Below are 18,115 nucleotides of genomic sequence, written 5' to 3'. Positions count from 1 at the left end.
CACTCAGGGATGTGCAACCTGCCTGATCCGCGCAAAGGCCTTGGCGATGATGTCCCGCGCCAGTGCTTCGGTCGCAGCCTCGCTGTAGACCCGCATCTCCGGGGCATTGCCGGATGGCCGCAGGTGCAAGATGTTGCCGCTTTCAAGGACAACCCGCAGTCCGTCGGTCAGATCCACATGCGCGACTTGCCCGAACGGCTCGAAGAAGTCTTGCCGCATCGCCTCGTCCTGCGACAGGCGGGCAACCAGCGCCTGGCTCTCTGCCGTGGGAAAGTTCTCGATGCGATCGCTGGCAGCCACCGGCAGGCCGAGCGCAGCGACATGGGCACAGAGCGATTGTCCGGCCTGGCGGGCGGCAGCGAAGGCGCACAGGATCGGCAGCACGCTGTCTCTCGTCGGCAGTGCCGAAAGATCCGCGTTCCCCACCCTGATGGAATTGCCGGTCAGAACACCGCCATTGGCTTCAAAGCCGATGACGCAGTGCCTGCCCCGGGCGACGGCATCAGTCATCCCGGCGATCACGAAGGGCGAGCCGACCTTTGTGCGGCTGACCGCAGCGTCGCAGCGGCTTTCGATCCCCGAATTGGAAGTCACCGGGGTGACGACCGCATCGGCGCCGAGATAGCGCGCCACAATCAGCCCCAGCGCATCGCCGCGAACAACCCGTCCGCTCTCGTCGACCACCATGGGCCGGTCGCCGTCGCCATCGGCGGAGACGAGCCCATCGAGTGCCTCGGACTGGACCCAGCCGGAAGCCAGCGCCCGCGTTTCCTCGGACACGGCCTCGGTGTCGACCGGAATGAAGACCGGCGATCTGCCGAGCCGGATGATCTCGACGCCTTCCGCCTGAAGAATGGCGGCAAGGGTCTCGTTCGCCGCTGAGCTGTGCTCGTAAAGCCCGATGCGAAGGCCCTGCAGAAGTCCGTCCGGGGCAAAGCCGCGGTAGCGTTCGATGAAGCCGGCATTGGCCTCCAGCGACCGGTCGCGCATGAGCTTCGCCCTTGTTGAGGGCAGCCCCGCGCAGTCCGGCGCCAGCTCCGAAATTGCCGCCTCGTCGGTCTTGTCGATCTCGCCGTCAGGCCGGTAGAATTTGACGCCGTTGCGGTCATCGGGGATGTGCGAGCCGGTGATCATCAGGGCGGCCGCCTCTTGGCCCATGGCGTACAGCGCCAGGGCGGGGGTCGGCAGGACACCGCAATCGACCGGCTCGAGACCTTCGTCAAACAGTGCCGCGGCGCATTGTGCCGCGATTTCCGGGCTTGAGGTGCGTCTGTCGCGGCCGAGGAAGACCGGCGCCCCCGCTGCAGCCATTCCGGCCTGCTTGAGATGCCGGGCGAAGGCGCGGGCATGGGCCGCCGCCGTGCCGTCGGTCAGCTCTCCGACAAGGCCGCGCAGTCCGCTTGTGCCGAATTTCGCAGCCATGTCTGTCCAACTCCCGTCTTGTCTGTCCGCACCCGTGCGCGGCGTTTACGGCAGACCTGTTTCCTCAGCCGCGTCCCTGCCCTGTCACGGCAGCAGCAGCATTTCCTCGTGCCGGAGATACTCCACCAGCGCGCAGAACACATGGTAGAACGTGCTTGTCGGCATGTGCTTGGAGATCACCCGTCCGTTGGGGTCGATCTGGTCATACCAGCCGCCGGGCGCGGGTGTCGTCAGATAGCGGTTGAAGATGACGTCGAGCATGCGGATGAACAGCGTCTCGTCACCGGGCAGGCCTTCGGCACGGGCCAGAAGCCCGGCCTTCAGCGCCTCGGTCTGGCACCAAAGCCGGGCGGTTCCGAGCATCTCCGAGCCGTCGGGCGCCATCGAATCGCAGACCGCGTCGGTGCCGCGCGCGTGGCCGAAGGCGTGACTGGTGGCATAGAGCTTGCGGCAATATTCCTTGAGTTCGGGCTGGCCGGCGAAGCGGGCCTGACGCAACAGCAGCCAGACCCACTCATAATGGTGACCGGGCTCGACCCGGGCGGGCTTGTCCTTTCGCACCGACCAGTCGCGTTCGAAATGCTCGGTCACGCTCCAGCTCTCGGGATTGAAGAACACCGACTTGAACAGTTCCACCGCGGTCTGGGCCCGGTCGAGGAAGGCGCGTTCGCCGGTAACCTCGTACCAGGCCTGCATCGCCTCGAGGTAATGCATGTGCGGGTTGGCCCGGCGATAATCGAGCCTCAGGCTGGATTCGTAAAACCCGCCATTGGCGCGGTCGACCAGATGGTCGTCCATATAGGCGATTGTGCGCTCGGCCCAGATCCGGGCTTCCGGCCATTTCGTTGCCTTCCAGAGCCAGGCCAGGGCCAACAGCACGAAACACTGGTCGTAGGTATCGCGCTGCGGATCTTTCACCGTGCCGTCAGGGTTCCACAGATGGATCCAGCCGCCCTCGGCATGCCAGCCGGTGGTGGTGAGCGTGGTGAAGCAGTGCTCAAGCACCGCGCGGGCGTCCCCTTCCCAGCCCAGCAGTTCGGCATTGGCAAAGCAGTAGATCTGCCGGGCCAGAACCCGGAGCCGCTTGTAGCCGAGATCGGCCGGGCTGCCGTCATGATTGAGCGCCTCGTGGACACCACCATGCACTTGGTCGACGCCGGCCCCGGCCCACAGCGGCAGTGCGGTGTCGAACAGCCATTTGCGGATCACCCGCGGCGAGGGCACCGGCCGGCCTGAATGGGCCACTGCAAGCGGTGGCCATTCGCCGGTGTTCTTGACGCTGCCGGCAATGTCCTTGACCAGGTGCGACTTGTCACGATGGACGATCAGCAGCGCATCGGGCTGCGAGACGACGATGATGTTGTCGAGGCCTGCCACCGCCAGCAGCCGATCTTCGGAGCGCAGATAGCTGTTGTGAACGTCGATGGTCAGCACATCGCCGAACCTTGCATTGCCGTGCTCGTCGAGCGGCGATCCGTCATGCAGCTGGTTCCACGAACCCAGGTCGTTCCAGTCGAAGCTGGCGGCCACCACGCCGATGCGCGGCGCGTTTTCCATCACCGCGTAGTCGATCGAGATCTTGGGGCTGGCGGCAAAGGCCTCGGGATCGAGCCGGTAGCATTTGCCCTCGATATCGGCGCGTTCGACGGCCAGCCGGGCCTGCGCCCAGACCTCCGGCTGCTGCCGGGCCAACTCGGCGCCCATCTCGCCGGCGCGGAACATGAAGATGCCGGCGTTCCAGAAGAAACGTCCTGAGCGGAGAAATGTCTCGGCCGTTTCGAGATCGGGCTTTTCGCGAAACCGCGACACGTCATAGACCGGACCATTCCCGTCGCCACGCTCGATATAGCCATATTGCGTCTCTGGCCGCGTCGGCGCGATGCCGATGGTCATGATGCCGCCACGCTCGGCAAGCGCCCGTGCCCCGGTCCGGATCACGTCGAAGAACGCCCCGGCGTCGGATATCTGGTGGTCCGACGGCAGCACCAGCACCATCCTGTCAGGATCGGTCTCCGCGAGATCGGCGATCGCGGCAGCGATGGCGGCGGCAGTGTCGCGAATGAGCGGTTCGAGCACATAGCGTTCGACCTCCACACTCCCGGTTTCGCCCTGCTCGGTCAGCAGCGATTCAAAGGCAATGCCACCGACGATCCGGGTCGGCAGATAGCGCAGGCCTTCGCCCTTGTGGTCGACGCGTTCAAGCGTGTTGGTCAGCAGGGTCTTGTCGTTGACCAGCTTGTGGAACTGTTTCGGCTTCGAATCCCGCGACATTGGCCAGAGCCGGGACCCTGCGCCGCCGCACAGGATAACAGGCGTGATGCTATGGCTTGAGACCATGAAATGCTCCGATTTGCGCAACAGCCGGTTTGAGTTCCGGCCCGTTTCGCTGAACCCGCCCATTAGAACGGGAAAAAATGAAAAATCTTCTCATGCATCCGGCTGAACTGCCGGGAGGCTCCCGATCCGGCGTCATTGGCCGATTTCCGGGTTTTCGGCCTTGATCGGGCGCGACATCAGCGCGGTTCGCGCTTCCTCGGCCGACATCCTGCCCGACAGCACCAGGTCCGCTGTCTGCATGACCGGGCAGGAGATGCCGTGGCGTGCAGCGATTTCGTTGGCGATCGAGACTGTATGAACGCCTTCGGCCAGCTTGAGGCCGGTGACGTCATGGCCGCTGCCGACCGCAATGCCATAGGAGAAGTTGCGCGACAGTTCCGATGAGCAGGTCAGCACAAGATCGCCAAGGCCCGACAGCCCCATCAGGGTTTCGGCTCGCGCCCCCATGGCCACGCCGAGACGCACCAGCTCCGCATAGCCCCGGGTGATCAGCGCGGCTTCGGCGCTTGCTCCCATTCCTCCGCCACGGCAGATGCCGACGGCGATGGCCATCACGTTCTTCAGGGCCCCCCCGATCTGTACCCCGACGATGTCGTCTGATGCATAAAGCCGGATTGCATCGCCCGAAAGCGTCTGTGCAAGGGATTGCGCCCTTGCCTGGTCCGGCAGTGCAAGCGTCAGGGCGGTGGGCAGCCCGCGAACCACATCGGCGGCAAAACTCGGGCCTGAGAGCACACCCACCACATGGTCTGGCAGGCAGGCGTCGATCACCTCGCTTTGGGTCTGGCCGCTGCGCCTGTCGATGCCCTTTGCGCAGGCGATCAGCAGTGCGTCGCCCGGAAGCTGCGGTGCCGCCAGGCCGACGACGTCGCCGGTCGACTGCGCCGGTGCAACGAACAGCACGATCTGTGCATTTTCCAGCGCGCCGGCCATGTCGGTTGATGCGCTCAACCCATCCGGCAAGCATGCCTCGCCGAGATAGGCATGGTTTCTGTGCGTTTCCGAAATCTCTGCGCAAGTCTCTGCGTTACGGCCCCACATGCGCACATCATGGCCCTGCCTGACGAACGCCGTGGCCAGTGCGGTTCCCCAGGCGCCTGTACCGAGAATGCAGATGCGGGCCATGGTTCGAAGTCCTTCGGGAGGTTGATGCCGCCGGGATCAAGCGCGGGCAGGTGAGCCATTCAATTACTGGCGTCGACGCTGGCTGACAAGCCGGTGGACGAGGTTCATGCGCTGGCGGCATGCCTTTGTGGCTGAAGCTCATGGTTCAGGACCATGGCTGTGCGTCGCCAGAAGTCAGAGACCAGCGCCGGATCGCGCATCGCCTCCATCTCCCGCCACTGCGGGAACGAGGCTTCGAACATCGCCGGCGACATGCGCTGGTCCTTGTAGGGATTGAGCGCGCCGCCGGCCGCAATCACGATCTCGTCGAGAGCGTCGAGCATGCGCAGGGTTCGGTCGCCGGAATTGGCGAAATCCAGGGTCAGGGTGAAGCCGGGCCGCGGAAACGACATCAGACCCGGCGAGCGCGTCTCGCCAAAGCGCTTGAGCACCGTCAGGAACGAAGCCGCGCCATGCTTCTGGGCGCACTCGATCAGCGCGATGGTGGTCTCGCGCGCCCGGTCCGCCGGATAGACGCTCTGATGCTGGAACAGCCCGCGCGGCCCGTAGAGCCGGTTCCAGCCGGTGATCGCATCCAGCGGATGGAAATAGGATGACCAGGGCACGATCCCGGTTTTTGGCTGGCTTGGCGCCCGTCCGTAATACAGCGCATTGAACGCCTTCAGCGTCAGACGATTGAGCATGTTGACCGGCGGCGAGAATGGCACTGCGAGCCTGGGAGCGGAAGGCGGCTTCGCCGCACCGCCATCTTCGGCATGATCGCCGGCCATCAGAACGCCGCGCCCGAGATTCCCACCGCGAGCCAGCTGATCGATCCAGGCGACAGAATACTCATGCTTCGCGTCAATCGCGTCGATGGCATCGAAGTACCCGTCGATATCGGAAAAGCGGACCGCGGTCTGGCGCACATTGGCGGAGGGGACACGCATCAACCGGATGGAAGCCTGTTCGATGATCCCGGTCAGGCCCATGCCGCCGATGGTGGCTTCGAAAAGGTCCGTATTGGATTCCGGCGAGCACAGCCGGTTTCCACCGTCACTGCCCATAAGCGTGAAGCAGACGACCGAGCCGCCAAACGTGCCGCGGCGGTGATGGTTCTTGCCGTGCACATCATTGGCGATTGCGCCACCAAGTGTGACCTGGGCCGTGCCGGGCGTGACCTCGAGGAAAAATCCGTGCGGCATGACCAGCGCAAGGATTTCGGAGAGCAGGACGCCGGCATCGGCGGTCAGCACGCCTGTTTCGGGATCGAATGCGCTGATGGCGGCACCCGGCCGCATGGCAAACAGGCGGCCCTGGTCATTGTGGCAGCTGTCGCCGTAGGAACGGCCGTTGCCGAAGGGCAGGAACCCGCCGGCAACGCCGGGCCTGAAATCAGAAGGGTGCGCCACCGCACGGTTGCGGCGCTGAACCCTGCCCCAGCTGTCGAAGTCCGGGCTTGTCATCGTCACAGCAAGGCCGCAAGCAACACCAGGCCGGCCCCGGCGATGGTGGTCAGCTGGCTGCGCCAGTCACGCATGATGAAGACCACCGGATCCTCGTGCATCTGCGAGCGGCGCGCCAACACCCAGATCCTCAGCAGCATGTAAAGGATCAGCGGACACAGCGGCCACAGAAGCGCCGGCTGCGGATACATGGAGACGACTTCGTTGCTGTGAACATACATCGCCAGAACCATGGCGGCGGAAAATGCCGAGGCGATCCCGGCCTGACCGATCATGTCCTTGTCGCTGCCGACGTAACCGCGACCCTTGAGTTGCATATCCGATTCCTCGGCCAGTTCGTCGAGTTCGACGTAGCGCTTGACCAGCGCCAGGCTGAGAAAGAAGAAGATCGAGAAGGCGAGCAGCCAGAACGACAGGTCGACACCGGTTGCGGCGGCGCCGGCAATGATGCGCACGGTGTAAAGCCCGGCGAGGGTGAACACGTCGACCAGCAGCTTGCGCTTGAGCACGAAGGTGTAGACCGTGGTCACCAGGGCGTAGAGCGCCAGGACGGCCCAGAACAAGGGCGGCAGCAGGCTTGCCAGGCCGATCGACGCCAGCAGGAGCGCCGCGGCAGTGGCGCTGGCTACCGGGATCGACACCGCGCCCGATGCGAGGGGACGCAGACGTTTGCGCGGATGCTGGCGGTCGTTGGCGAGGTCGGAGATATCGTTGACGACATAGACGGCCGAGGCCAGGAAGCTAAACGAGAAAAACGCCACGATCGCCGCCAGCAGCAGGCCGAAATTGGCGACTTCGTGATTGAGAACCAGCGGCACCGCGATCAGGATGTTCTTGAGCCACTGGTGCACGCGGATGGACTTGAGGATGGCCAGCGGCGAGATCTTTTCCAGCGGAAGCAGTTCCGCTTCATTGCTGCTGCCCCAACGGCTGGCCGCCCGGTCGGGTGCCACGATGATGGCGCGACGCGCTGCGTCGAACACGGCCAGGTCGTCGCGGCTGTTGCCGGCATAGTCGAAGCCGCCGTCGCCACACAGCGACACCAGGCGTTCGCGCTTGCGGCGGGAGGTAAGATTTTCGGTGTCGGACGAATGCAGGACGCGATCGAAAAGGCCCAGATGATCGGCGATGGTTCGGGCGGTGGATTCGGCGGCACCGGTGACCAGCCAGACCGGTTGTCCGGATTCGCGGGCGAGCCTGATTCGTTCAAGAACCTCGGCGCGATAGGGCCATTCGTCGCCCTTGCGCACGTAACGGGCGGCGATTTCACGTTTCAGCACCGCTTTTCCCGAGATCGCCCAGCCGATGACCGCAAACAACAGCCAGGGCTGGCTGATCAGCACCGAGACCAGCCCTTCCCAAAGCGTGTCGGTGGCAATCAGCGTGCCATCAAGATCAATGCAAAGTGGTACATGCCGGTTGTCGCTCACAGCATCCATGATTGTTTCCCCGCTTGGTTCCGGCCGAGCTTTGGGGGAAAAACACTACAATTCCGGTAAAAGATCACTTCCGGGAGTGATTTAAGCGGACCGGGCGGCGGGTTTTGCACGGTGTGGTTATCAAACGGTTGCGACAATCACCAGAGGCTGCACCGGCACTTTCCAGTGCCTCGCGTCGCAACCATCTGCACGGCATCGGTCGGAACACCCGGTTCCTTGCTGCTTGTGTTTGCAATTGGGGAAATGGTGGAGGAGAGAGGACACAGTCCGAACCCGCAGCCATCGCGTTTTGGGTTGGTGGGCGGCAAAGCGCAAACAAAATGGAGGAGGTGAGAGGACAATCCTCGAACCGAAACCACACGGGTAGGGTTGGCGTGGCGGCAATCCGCAAGAAGGAAATGGTGGAGCCAAGCGGGATCGAACCGCTGACCTCCTGCATGCCATGCAGGCGCTCTCCCAGCTGAGCTATGGCCCCGGGACGCAAGGGACTGAACGCAATGTCATTCCCTGCGAGGTGCCTGCCACCCCGAAGTGGCGGGCAGGTGCGGCTTCATACTTCTGCAGCCGCACAAGATCAAGATGAAAATTCAATCCTTTTTTCAGTTTTGAAAACCTTTCGGTTTTCAGCGCCGGGAAGGAATTCTCTGTTCAGTCGTCGTCCTCGTCGTTCACGCCGATGATATCGCTGACATCGTCATCTTCATCATCGTCGTCATCGGCGAGAAACGCGTCATCATCGTCATCGTCGATTTCAACATCGTCGTCGAGATCGGGAAGGTCTTCGGACTTGCCGGTGCTCGATGTGTCCTCATCGGCCTCTTCGAGCGATACGATTTCGACGTCAGCCGAATCTGCCTCGACTTCCGCGACTTCTTCCTCTTCCTCTTTCTCGATCACGGCGTTCTGCGCCGTCTCTTCGAAATAGGAAATCGGGTATTCCTTCCCTGTATAGGGAGAGACAATTGGATCTTTGTTCAGATCATAGAATTTGCGCCCGGTTTCGGGGCAAACGCGTTTTGTTCCAAGTTCCGGTTTTGCCACTGTCGAAGCCTCTTGAACTGGCAGGAGGGCGAAGGTTGGAATACCTGCCTTCCCGTTTCGGCGGGTCCGGTCCCCATAATGATGTTGAACGCACCTGTCAAAGCCATTCTCGCCAAAAATTCAACCAAGCCGGATGACGCTTCCCCCGGGGCTGTGATAGTTACCCGTGCACTCCTGCCGCACGACCGGCATGATCCGTCCACTTCAGCCGGAAAACAGTCATGGGCCAGGCCGCCACATCGCTTCGACCCGCAAGATCCGCAAAAAGCGGCGCGCTGCGCGGCGACATCCGGATTCCCGGCGACAAGTCGATTTCCCACCGCGCCTTGCTGCTCGGCGGCCTCGCGGCGGGCGAGACCCGGATCAGCGGCCTGCTTGAGGGCGATGATGTCATGCGGACCGGTGCGGCCATGCAGGCAATGGGCGCCACCATCCGCAAGCAGGGCGATATCTGGATCATCAACGGTGTCGGCAACGGTTGCCTGCTCGAGCCGGAAACCGCGCTGGATTTCGGCAATTCAGGCACCGGTTGCCGTCTCGCCATGGGGCTGGTCGGCCCCTATGATTTCACAACCACGTTTACCGGCGATGCATCGCTTTCAGGCCGGCCGATGCAGCGGGTTCTCGACCCCTTGCGGCTGATGGGCGTGCAGGTCACTGCCCGGCCCGGCGACCGGCTGCCCGTGACATTGCGCGGACCGCGGGCACCTGGCCCGATCAGCTACCGGGTGCCGATGGCCTCGGCTCAGGTCAAGTCCGCTGTCCTGTTCGCCGGCCTCAATGTTCCGGGCACCACCACCGTCATCGAGCCGGTTCCGACCCGCGATCACACCGAGCGGATGCTCAAGGGCTTTGGCGCCGAGCTGGAGGTGGAAACCGCGGCCGATGGCGCGCGCACCATCCGGCTCCAAGGCCGTGGCCGGCTTGAAGGCCAGACCGTCGATGTGCCGGGCGATCCCTCCTCGACGGCCTTTCCGCTCGTCGCCGCCCTGATCGTGCCGGGGTCGGACCTCACCCTTCGAAATGTGCTGATGAACCCGGCGCGCACCGGCCTGATCCTGACCCTTCAGGAGATGGGAGCGGATATCGAAATCCTCGATCCGCGGCATTCGGGCGGCGAGGATGTCGCCGACTTGCGGGTCCGGGCGTCCGAGCTCACCGGCGTCACCGTGCCAGCCGGCCGGGCACCGTCGATGATCGACGAATATCCGGTGCTCGCCATCGCCGCGGGTTTCGCCAAGGGCGAGACCGTCATGCTTGGTCTTGAGGAGTTGCGGGTCAAGGAAAGCGACAGGCTGGCGGCCGTGGCCAGCGGGCTTGCCCTCAACGGCGTCGACTGCACCGAGGGCTGCGACTGGCTGTCGGTCCGCGGGCGCCCGGATGGAAAGGGGCTGGGTGCAATAGCCAGGGATGCCGTCGTCGTCACCTCGCTTGACCATCGCATCGCCATGAGCTTCCTTGTCATGGGGCTTGCCAGCGAGAACCCGGTGATGGTCGATGACTGCTCGATCATCGCCACCAGCTTTCCTGAGTTCATGGCCATCATGGCCGGCATCGGCGCGGAGATCACCGGACAATGAAAACGCGGACAATCGAACTTCACTACGACCTGATATCGCCCTTCGCCCATGTGCTGCTCGCCCGCCTTGGGGAATTGCCGGGTGACGTGACGGTCAAGCCGGTCCCGGTCCTGCTCGGCGCGATCCTCAATCACTGGGGCCAGCGCGGCCCGGCGGAGATTTCCGCCAAGCGTCTCCACACCTACCGCCAGTCGATCTTTCTGGGCAAACAGCACGGCGTCGAGATGCGGTTTCCGCCCCGTCACCCGTTCAGTCCGCTCAAGGCCCAGCGTCTGATGGCAGGTGCGGACGCGGATCTCGATACCGTGCGCCGCGGCTTTGATTTCGTGTTCTCGCAAGGCCGCGCGCCCGACACGGACGAGGAAATCGCGGCCTTTGCCGAAGCCGTCGGGATCCCGCTCGAACTGGCCGCTGACGACCGTGCCAAGGCAGCACTCCGGGCCAACACCGACCGGGCGATCGAGCGCGGCGTCTTCGGCGTGCCAAGCCTTGTCTGCGCATCCGGCTCGGGGCACGAGGTGTTCTGGGGCGTCGACGCCTTCGACATGCTGCTGGCCTGGCTTGACGATGAAGCCCTGTTCGAACGCGAGCCCTACCGGCATCTTGATGACGTGACCATCGGGATCGCGCGCAAGTAGCACAGAGAGCCGATCTGCGGGATAACGGGCTGGTCCCGAACCCCGCAATTTTCCCGCCCCGGTATCTCCAGGGCCGCTTTGTCTGGCAGGAGCCATCGCAATGTACCAACCGCCACACTTCATTGAAACGGACGAGACCGTGTTGCGGGCGCTGATCGAGGCGCATCCGCTGGGTCTGCTGATTTCGGCCTCGGGGGGCGATGTGCTGGCCAACCCGGTACCGTTTCTTGTTTCAGTCAGGGATGGCGTAACGACGCTTCGCGCGCATCTGTCAAAGGCAAACCCGCAGTGGAGCCACATCGGCGATGGCGCCAGCGTGCTGGTGGTGTTCCAGGGAAGTGACAGCTACGTCACGCCATCCTGGTATCAATCCAAGGCCGAGCACGGCAAGGTCGTCCCGACATGGAACTATGCGATGGTGCAGGCGCGCGGAACCGCAACGGTGCATGAGACACCCGAATGGCTGAGGCCGCAGGTCGGCGAGCTGACCGACCGTCATGAAGCCGACCGGCCGGCCGCGTGGAAGGTCGAGGACGCCCCGGAGGCTTTCGTCGCCGCGCAATTGCGCGGTATCGTCGGCATCGAAATCGCTGTCGCCCAGTTGACGGGCAAATGGAAAGTCAGCCAGAACCGGCCCGAAGCCGACCGGCGCGGCGTCCATGCCGGGCTGACGGGCGAGAACAATGACGACATGGCCGCGCTCGTCGCGCTCCATGGCGGCCTGCAGGAACAATAAGGTCACGCAATGACATCTGAAATGCCCCACATCGTGATCGCCGTTGACGGGCCGGCTGCCGCCGGAAAGGGCACGCTTTCGCGCCGCCTGTCCGAACATTACGGGCTCAGGCATCTCGACACCGGCCTGACCTACCGCGCCACGGCAAAGGCGCTGCTTGATCGCGGGCTGCCGCTTGATGACGAGGACGTGGCGGCAGAGACGGCCCGCGCGCTTGATCTGTCCGGGCTCGACCGGTCGGTTCTGTCGGCGCACGAGATCGGCGAGGCCGCCTCCAAGGTTGCGGTGATGCCGAAAGTCCGCCGGGCGCTGGTCGAGGCGCAACGCGAGTTTGCCCGCATCGAGCCGGGCGCGGTGCTCGACGGCCGTGACATCGGCACGGTTGTCTGCCCGGATGCCCTGATCAAGTTCTATGTAACAGCCAGCCCCGAAGTGCGGGCACGCCGCCGCTACCAGGAGATCATCAGCCAGGGCGGCAGCGCTGAATTGCCGGCGATCCTCGCGGATCTCGAGAAGCGCGACGCGCGTGACGCTGGCCGCGCCGATTCACCGCTCAAGCCTGCAGCCGACGCCCTTATGATCGATACGTCCGATCAGGGGATCGAAGAGGCGTTTGAGACGGCCATGTCGATCATAGAAAAGGCTCTGGCCGCAGCTTGAGCACCGCGACTAGCTCGCCGCCTCCGCCATATCGAGAATGATGCGTCCCCGGCGGCCCTTCATTGCAAGACGGTCAAACGCCTCCCGGTAATCCGTTAGCGAAAAACGCGAGTCGATCTCCGCCTTGATGCTTCCCCCGGCAACCAGCGCAGCCGCCTGCGACAGCTTGCCGGCGTTGCCCTCTTCGACGAGAAAGTATCCCGTCTTCTGCCTGCGCAGCGGATTGGCAGCTATGTCGACAAGGTTCTTCAGCGGGTCGGCCGGAATGAAGATGCCCCTTGGTGACAGCAAATGCCGGACGTGGCGGAACTTCAGCCGGTTCGAAAAGTCCAGAATGGCGTCGAAAGCAGTCCCAAGCGTATCGAGGGGCTGTTTGGTGTAGTCGTAAACCTCGTCGGCGCCCAGGCCCTTCAGGAAATCCTGTTGGCCGGGACCTGCGGTGGCGGACACTCTCAATCCGCGATGTTTTGCATATTGCAGGGCGAAGACACCGACGCCGCCGCTGGCGCCGTTGATCAGCACCGACTGGCCAGCCGAAAGCTGGGCGATATCGTCGATAAGGACGAGGCTGCTGTTGCCGGCGATGGCGATGCTTGCGGCCTGTTCGAAGGAGAGGCCGCCCGGGATCGCAGCGGTGCATTCCTCCTTTACGTTGAGAATCTGCTGATGGGTTTTCGGCCCTTTCATGAGGTTCGTATAGCCGAAAATGCGCTCGCCTTTCCTGTAGCGCCCGCTTGCCTCTTCAACGGTGCCGGCGAATTCCAGTCCGGTTTTCACGGGGCCACGCGCACCATAGAGTTTCAGAAACAGATCATAGGAGCCGGCGAGCATGTCCTGGTCGGTCGGGTTCACCGTGGCAGCGGCCACCCGCACCCGCACCTCGCCTGGTTTTGGTGCCGGTGGTTCATTGAGGTCCGCCAACCTCACCGCCTTGTTTTCACAAACCAGAGCCTTCATTCCACACTCCATAAGATCATTTTAGGTCAATTGACCTATATACTAGGTCGCTTGACCCAGAATGCAAGAGCTGTATCTATGCATCCGTGTTTTTCGGAGCCGGTAGATGTCGAAAGCCGAACTGAAGCGGCAGTTCATTCTAAAACAGACGGAAGCGCTGCTCGTCCGTGAGGGGGGCGCCGGCCTGAGCATGCGCAAGGTGGCCGATGCCTGCGGCATGAGCCTCGGCAATCTGCAATACCACTACGCAACACGTGAGGCCCTTCTGGAGGCGCTGCTTGCATCCTTCATCGCCAACTATGTCACGCTTGTCCGGGACCGGTCATTTCAGCCGACCGGCGATCTTCAAAAGGATCTGTCGGCTATTCTGAGCAGCGGCCTCGAACTGCTGGACAAGACCGAGGCGTCCCGCGTCTTCAAGGAGCTCTGGGCCGCGGCGCAACAGTCGGACAGTCTGGCTGCGGAAATGACCGCCTATTATCGCGAGCTGGCACGCTTCTATGCGCAAACCCTGCGATCACTCGATCAGACGGCGGGCGACGACAATATCAACCGGGCCGTATCGGTGTTGATGCCGCTTTTCGAGGGCTATTGCGTGACCCGAAGCGCGCTGCCGCAGGACAGGCGTGAACTGGCTGAAATCTGGGCCAGGGCAATAAGTGCAACGCTGGATGCCGCGGAGTAAGCCCCGCACTTGCTAGATACCACCGAAATGGGTATAGAAGCCGCGTTCGATGCTGCCCGGCGTCTTGTGGATGCTGCGCTCGAACACTGAACGAAAGCCAGCGAGCCTGTCCCGCGCCGTACGTGTCCCGCCTCCTTGAGGTCAGGGACAGACAGGCATCGCCGGTCCGAACAACACCAACCAGGCGCATGCGACCGCACCCTGACGACGCGGTCACCAGGAGAATTCATGTCTAACACTGAAACCATGACAGAGGATTTCGCATCCCTGTTTGCTGAATCCATTGCCACCCAGGACCTCGCCGAAGGCTATGTCGCCAAGGGCATCGTCATGGCCATCGAGAAGGACGTCGCCATCATCGACGTCGGTCTCAAGGTCGAAGGCCGCGTACCGCTGAAGGAATTCGGCGCCAAGGCGAAGGACGGCACGCTCAAGGTCGGCGACGAAGTCGAAGTCTATGTCGAGCGCATCGAAAACGCCCTGGGCGAAGCCATGCTGTCGCGCGAGAAGGCTCGCCGCGAGGAAAGCTGGGTTCGTCTCGAAGAGAAGTTCAACGCGCAGGAGCGTGTTGAAGGTGTCATCTTCAACCAGGTCAAGGGCGGCTTCACCGTCGATCTGGACGGCGCCGTGGCCTTCCTGCCGCGCAGCCAGGTGGACATCCGTCCGATCCGCGACGTCTCGCCGCTGATGCACATCCCGCAGCCGTTCGAAATCCTCAAGATGGACAAGCGCCGCGGCAACATCGTGGTCTCGCGCCGCACCGTGCTCGAAGAGAGCCGTGCCGAACAGCGTTCGGAAATCGTGCAGAACCTCGAGGAAGGCCAGACCGTTGAAGGCATGGTCAAGAACATCACCGATTACGGTGCGTTCGTTGATCTTGGCGGCATCGACGGCCTGCTGCACGTCACCGACATGGCCTGGCGCCGCGTCAACCACCCGTCGGAAATCCTGTCGATCGGCCAGACCGTCAAGGTCCAGATCATCCGCATCAACCAGGACACGCACCGCATTTCGCTGGGCATGAAGCAGCTGGAAAGCGATCCGTGGGATGGCATCGGCGTCAAGTACCCGGCCGGCAAGCGCATCACCGGTACCGTGACCAACATCACCGACTACGGCGCATTCGTCGAGCTGGAGCCGGGCATCGAAGGCCTGATCCACGTTTCGGAAATGTCCTGGACCAAGAAGAACGTGCACCCCGGCAAGATCCTGTCGACGACACAGGAAGTCGACGTGGTCGTTCTCGAAGTCGACCCGAACAAGCGCCGCATCTCGCTCGGCCTCAAGCAGACGCTCGAGAATCCGTGGGAAGTGTTCGCGCAGAGCCACCCTGCCGGCACCGAAGTCGAAGGCGAAGTCAAGAACAAGACCGAATTCGGCCTGTTCATCGGCCTCGAAGGCGATGTCGACGGCATGGTTCACCTCTCCGACCTCGACTGGAACCGTCCGGGCGAGCAGGTCATCGAGGAGTTCAACAAGGGCGACATGGTCAAGGCCGTCGTGCTGGACGTCGATGTCGACAAGGAGCGCATCTCGCTCGGCATCAAGCAGCTTGGCAAGGATTCGATCGGCGAAGCAGCAGCCTCCGGCGAACTGCGCAAGAACGCTGTCGTCTCCGCCAAGGTGACCGCTGTCACCGATGGTGGCCTCGAAGTGGTTCTGGTTGATCACGAAGACCTGTCCTCGTTCATCCGCCGCTCCGACCTGTCGCGTGACCGTGACGAGCAGCGCCCCGAGCGTTTCTCGGTCGGCCAGACGGTCGACGCCCGCGTCACCAGCTTCTCCAAGAAGGACCGCAAGGTCGGCCTGTCGATCAAGGCGCTGGAAATCGCCGAAGAGAAGCAGGCAGTCGCCCAGTTCGGCTCGTCCGACTCGGGCGCCTCGCTCGGCGACATTCTCGGCGCAGCACTCAAGAAGCAGAACAACGACGACTGATCCTTCTCGGATCTGACGTTTAAAACACGAAACCCGCCGGAGCGATCTGGCGGGTTTTTTGATGGCTCGCGGATGGATCATGGAGTGGATCCTCGCCTCAGGGGCGAGGATGGCGAATGTGGGATCTGGGAGAGCGAACGCGGAAGTCGCCGCCCCCCAATCTCCCCCCTTGCGGGGGAGATGTCACCGTAGGTGACAGAGGGGGGTGAACCCCTCCCGAAAACACGCACTCAAGACAGGCTGAACCATACCCCCCTCTGTCTGCTTCGCAGACATCTCCCCCGCTAGGGGGGGAGATCGGGTTCCGGGAAAACGTAGCCTTCGCGTGCATAAAGCCTGGCCCCCGCGCCAGCGGTGCCAATGACATACCCGAATTACCCGGCAATCTTTTACACACCCTCCAAACCCCATGCCATCATTCCAGCGCTCCCGTCACCGGATGGATCGTCAACGTCTCGGTCCAGGCGGGGGGAAGGCCTCCGGGGGCTTGCCGTAACGTGCGGCTGGACGATGGAGGAGGCGGTGCACCGGCGGGTTCCGCTGGCAGCAGGATCATCACGCAGGGTGATCAGCCAAGCCAGCCACCGGAGAAACCTTTGCCCCTTGTGTCGGCCAGCGTCGGCCGGCTGTCAGGGTGGGGGTGGAAACGGGCCTGTGGCGGGCCGCCTTGCGGATACGGGGAGGGTGTCTGGCGCAGTGTCAGCCGCCCTGGCGTTCCCGAATCGTCAACGCAAGGCCCAGCCCGTGCCGGACGATGCCACCCGCCGCTGATCGCTGCCCATGTCCGGGTGGCAGGACGCGGCACGCCACTGCCTGTCGGATGTGGACATCATCCGGCGAAGCTCGGGCCGCGCGCTAGCCGCGCCAGCCATACCAATCATTTTTCAGAAGGCAAAGCCCGCGGGCGGCCCTCCGGAATACAAGCTTGATCTCGCACCCCGGCGGGTTTCCCGCGCGGCAGCTGTTCGCATGCCCGCTTCCCGGCCGAGCCGTGATCAGGCCGGCGGGTTGATGAAATCCTGCCAGATCCCGCTTGCAACGGATCGGCCGCAACCTGAAACATCAGGCGATGGCGCTGCTCACGCTCCAGGTTCGCCTGCCGGGTTGCTCAGGGAAAAGGCGCCCGGACCGAAGCCCGGGCGCCAGGAGCTGCCAACAGGGGAGGCAGATGGGTTGTCTTACTTCGCGGAGATGACGGTCATCACCAGCTTGCCGTCAACGCGCACCGGGCCATCTTCCTTGGCGCCGAGCGTGTATTCGAAAATGCCGGTCTTGGTGCCGCCGTCCTCGCCATGCAGCATCAGCATCAGCATTTCGCCGCTGTTGACCTGTTCGGTGAGGATGGCGGTGACATCGGTGTTCTCACCGGCCTTGAGCGGCGCGTAACCCACCACCGGCCCGGGTTTCATGTCGGAATCGGTGCGGTGAACCACGAGCCAGCCATTGGCTGCGGCCATGATGGATGTCGCCGTGACCGTGCCGCCCGAAACATCCTGGTCTTCGCCCATCACTGCCATGGCGCCATGGCTGGCGGCGAAGGCCTGGGTTGCGAGGAGGCCTGCGGCAAACAGGGCGGAGGCGGTAAGGGTCTTCGTCATCTCGATATCCTTCTCTTGCTTCACACTGCATCATGCGGAGTGCGTTGACCCCTGCAGGGACGGCTGCGGCCTGGGAAGAGTTTCACCGGGGTGTGGAAAATCTTGCGCACCGCGCCAGGGCGGTTTTTTTGCCATCCGCCATTGACGGCGTGCCCTGCCGGAAACACATTCTCGGGCATGGAACTTCCGGACCGGCTGCGCCTGGCCCTCAGGCAGGGCAACGACACGATCGACGCCATTGCCCACGAAGCCAAGCAGGAGGCCGCGTCGGCGCTTGGGCGTGTCGGCAAGCGCCTGGAACATGCGCTCGAGGCCCTGAAGCGTCATGACGAGACGCCGAACCCCAATCGCGACCGTGAGGACCTGCTGCAGGAAGCCGCCGACCTCACGCAGGCGCTGATCATCCAGCGCGAGGCTTTCGGCCTCTATGCTTCACGTGATGTGCAGGGTTTCTATGGCATTCCCCGCGAAGTGATGCTGCGCATCGGCATCGTCAGGCCAAGGCGATAGCGATCGC

General features: G+C 63.3%; 15 protein-coding genes, 1 tRNA gene and 1 pseudogene. 8 read left to right on the top strand and 9 right to left on the bottom strand.

Annotation, left to right across the window (positions count from 1 at the left end; translation table 11 throughout):
- Positions 1-3: 3 nt before the first annotated feature.
- The 7 genes from SPHINGO391_RS22010 to SPHINGO391_RS21980 all read right to left on the bottom strand — a co-directional run bounded on the left by SPHINGO391_RS22010 (position 4) and on the right by SPHINGO391_RS21980 (position 8,809).
- Positions 4-1,422 carry a phosphomannomutase gene (locus SPHINGO391_RS22010; protein ID WP_152010847.1) on the bottom strand — a complete coding sequence of 473 codons (1,419 nt, stop codon included), beginning with the start codon at positions 1,420-1,422 and terminating at the stop codon, positions 4-6.
- An 84-nt stretch (positions 1,423-1,506) separates the two neighbouring features.
- Complete coding sequence (locus SPHINGO391_RS22005) at positions 1,507-3,759, bottom strand: AGE family epimerase/isomerase (protein WP_244615319.1); 2,253 nt, start codon at positions 3,757-3,759, stop codon at positions 1,507-1,509.
- 132 nt (positions 3,760-3,891) lie between these two features.
- Positions 3,892-4,884: an NAD(P)H-dependent glycerol-3-phosphate dehydrogenase gene (locus SPHINGO391_RS22000; protein ID WP_152010845.1), complete on the bottom strand. Its 993-nt coding sequence runs from the start codon at positions 4,882-4,884 to the stop codon at positions 3,892-3,894.
- Between the two features lie 104 nt (positions 4,885-4,988).
- Entirely contained in the window at positions 4,989-6,329 is a 1,341-nt protein-coding gene (locus SPHINGO391_RS21995) for an FAD-binding oxidoreductase (protein ID WP_152011688.1), read from the bottom strand.
- Positions 6,330-6,331: 2 nt separating this feature from the next.
- The gene (locus tag SPHINGO391_RS21990; protein WP_152010843.1) at positions 6,332-7,768 is read right to left on the bottom strand and encodes a UbiA family prenyltransferase; all 1,437 of its coding nucleotides are present in this window, start codon (positions 7,766-7,768) and stop codon (positions 6,332-6,334) included.
- A 399-nt stretch (positions 7,769-8,167) separates the two neighbouring features.
- A tRNA-Ala gene (locus SPHINGO391_RS21985) sits at positions 8,168-8,243 on the bottom strand.
- A gap of 173 nt (positions 8,244-8,416) precedes the next feature.
- Entirely contained in the window at positions 8,417-8,809 is a 393-nt protein-coding gene (locus tag SPHINGO391_RS21980) for a TIGR02300 family protein (protein ID WP_152010842.1), read from the bottom strand.
- 221 nt (positions 8,810-9,030) lie between these two features.
- Here SPHINGO391_RS21980 and aroA point away from each other — a divergent pair, with 221 nt between their 5' ends.
- From aroA to cmk, 4 genes are all read left to right on the top strand, one after another.
- On the top strand, positions 9,031-10,389 hold the full coding sequence (aroA, locus tag SPHINGO391_RS21975) for a 3-phosphoshikimate 1-carboxyvinyltransferase (RefSeq protein WP_152010841.1): 1,359 nt from the start codon (positions 9,031-9,033) through the stop codon (positions 10,387-10,389).
- On the top strand, positions 10,386-11,027 hold the full coding sequence (locus SPHINGO391_RS21970) for a DsbA family protein (protein ID WP_152010840.1): 642 nt from the start codon (positions 10,386-10,388) through the stop codon (positions 11,025-11,027). The genes aroA and SPHINGO391_RS21970 overlap by 4 nt, the downstream gene beginning before the upstream one ends.
- 100 nt (positions 11,028-11,127) lie before the next feature.
- Positions 11,128-11,763, top strand: a complete 636-nt coding sequence (locus SPHINGO391_RS21965) for an FMN-binding negative transcriptional regulator (protein ID WP_152010839.1) — start codon at positions 11,128-11,130, stop codon at positions 11,761-11,763.
- A 9-nt stretch (positions 11,764-11,772) separates the two neighbouring features.
- Positions 11,773-12,423: a (d)CMP kinase gene (gene cmk / locus SPHINGO391_RS21960; protein ID WP_152010838.1), complete on the top strand. Its 651-nt coding sequence runs from the start codon at positions 11,773-11,775 to the stop codon at positions 12,421-12,423.
- A gap of 9 nt (positions 12,424-12,432) precedes the next feature.
- Here the strand turns inward: cmk and SPHINGO391_RS21955 are convergent, their stop codons facing one another.
- Complete coding sequence (locus tag SPHINGO391_RS21955) at positions 12,433-13,380, bottom strand: NAD(P)-dependent alcohol dehydrogenase (RefSeq protein ID WP_193217376.1); 948 nt, start codon at positions 13,378-13,380, stop codon at positions 12,433-12,435.
- 106 nt (positions 13,381-13,486) lie between these two features.
- Between SPHINGO391_RS21955 and SPHINGO391_RS21950 the strand changes: the two genes are divergently transcribed.
- The 3 genes and pseudogenes from SPHINGO391_RS21950 to rpsA all read left to right on the top strand — a co-directional run bounded on the left by SPHINGO391_RS21950 (position 13,487) and on the right by rpsA (position 16,000).
- The gene (locus SPHINGO391_RS21950; RefSeq protein ID WP_152010836.1) at positions 13,487-14,065 is read left to right on the top strand and encodes a TetR/AcrR family transcriptional regulator; all 579 of its coding nucleotides are present in this window, start codon (positions 13,487-13,489) and stop codon (positions 14,063-14,065) included.
- 6 nt (positions 14,066-14,071) lie between these two features.
- Positions 14,072-14,155, top strand: a pseudogene (locus tag SPHINGO391_RS25300) (cytidylate kinase); the annotation flags it as partial.
- Positions 14,156-14,293: 138 nt separating this feature from the next.
- The gene (gene rpsA, locus SPHINGO391_RS21940; protein WP_152010835.1) at positions 14,294-16,000 is read left to right on the top strand and encodes a 30S ribosomal protein S1; all 1,707 of its coding nucleotides are present in this window, start codon (positions 14,294-14,296) and stop codon (positions 15,998-16,000) included.
- A 1,178-nt stretch (positions 16,001-17,178) separates the two neighbouring features.
- On the opposite strand, the gene SPHINGO391_RS21935 is transcribed toward rpsA, so the two are convergent.
- Positions 17,179-17,598, bottom strand: a complete 420-nt coding sequence (locus tag SPHINGO391_RS21935) for a hypothetical protein (RefSeq protein ID WP_152010834.1) — start codon at positions 17,596-17,598, stop codon at positions 17,179-17,181.
- Positions 17,599-17,775: 177 nt separating this feature from the next.
- Between SPHINGO391_RS21935 and SPHINGO391_RS21930 the strand changes: the two genes are divergently transcribed.
- Positions 17,776-18,108, top strand: coding sequence for a DUF6665 family protein (locus SPHINGO391_RS21930; protein WP_152010833.1), 333 nt, complete (start codon positions 17,776-17,778; stop codon positions 18,106-18,108).
- Positions 18,109-18,115 lie beyond the last annotated feature (7 nt).

Origin of the sequence: Hoeflea sp. EC-HK425 (assembly GCF_902498795.1) — a bacterium.
Lineage (GTDB): Bacteria > Pseudomonadota > Alphaproteobacteria > Rhizobiales > Rhizobiaceae > Hoeflea > Hoeflea alexandrii.
This window is presented reverse-complemented; position numbering and strand designations above follow the sequence as displayed.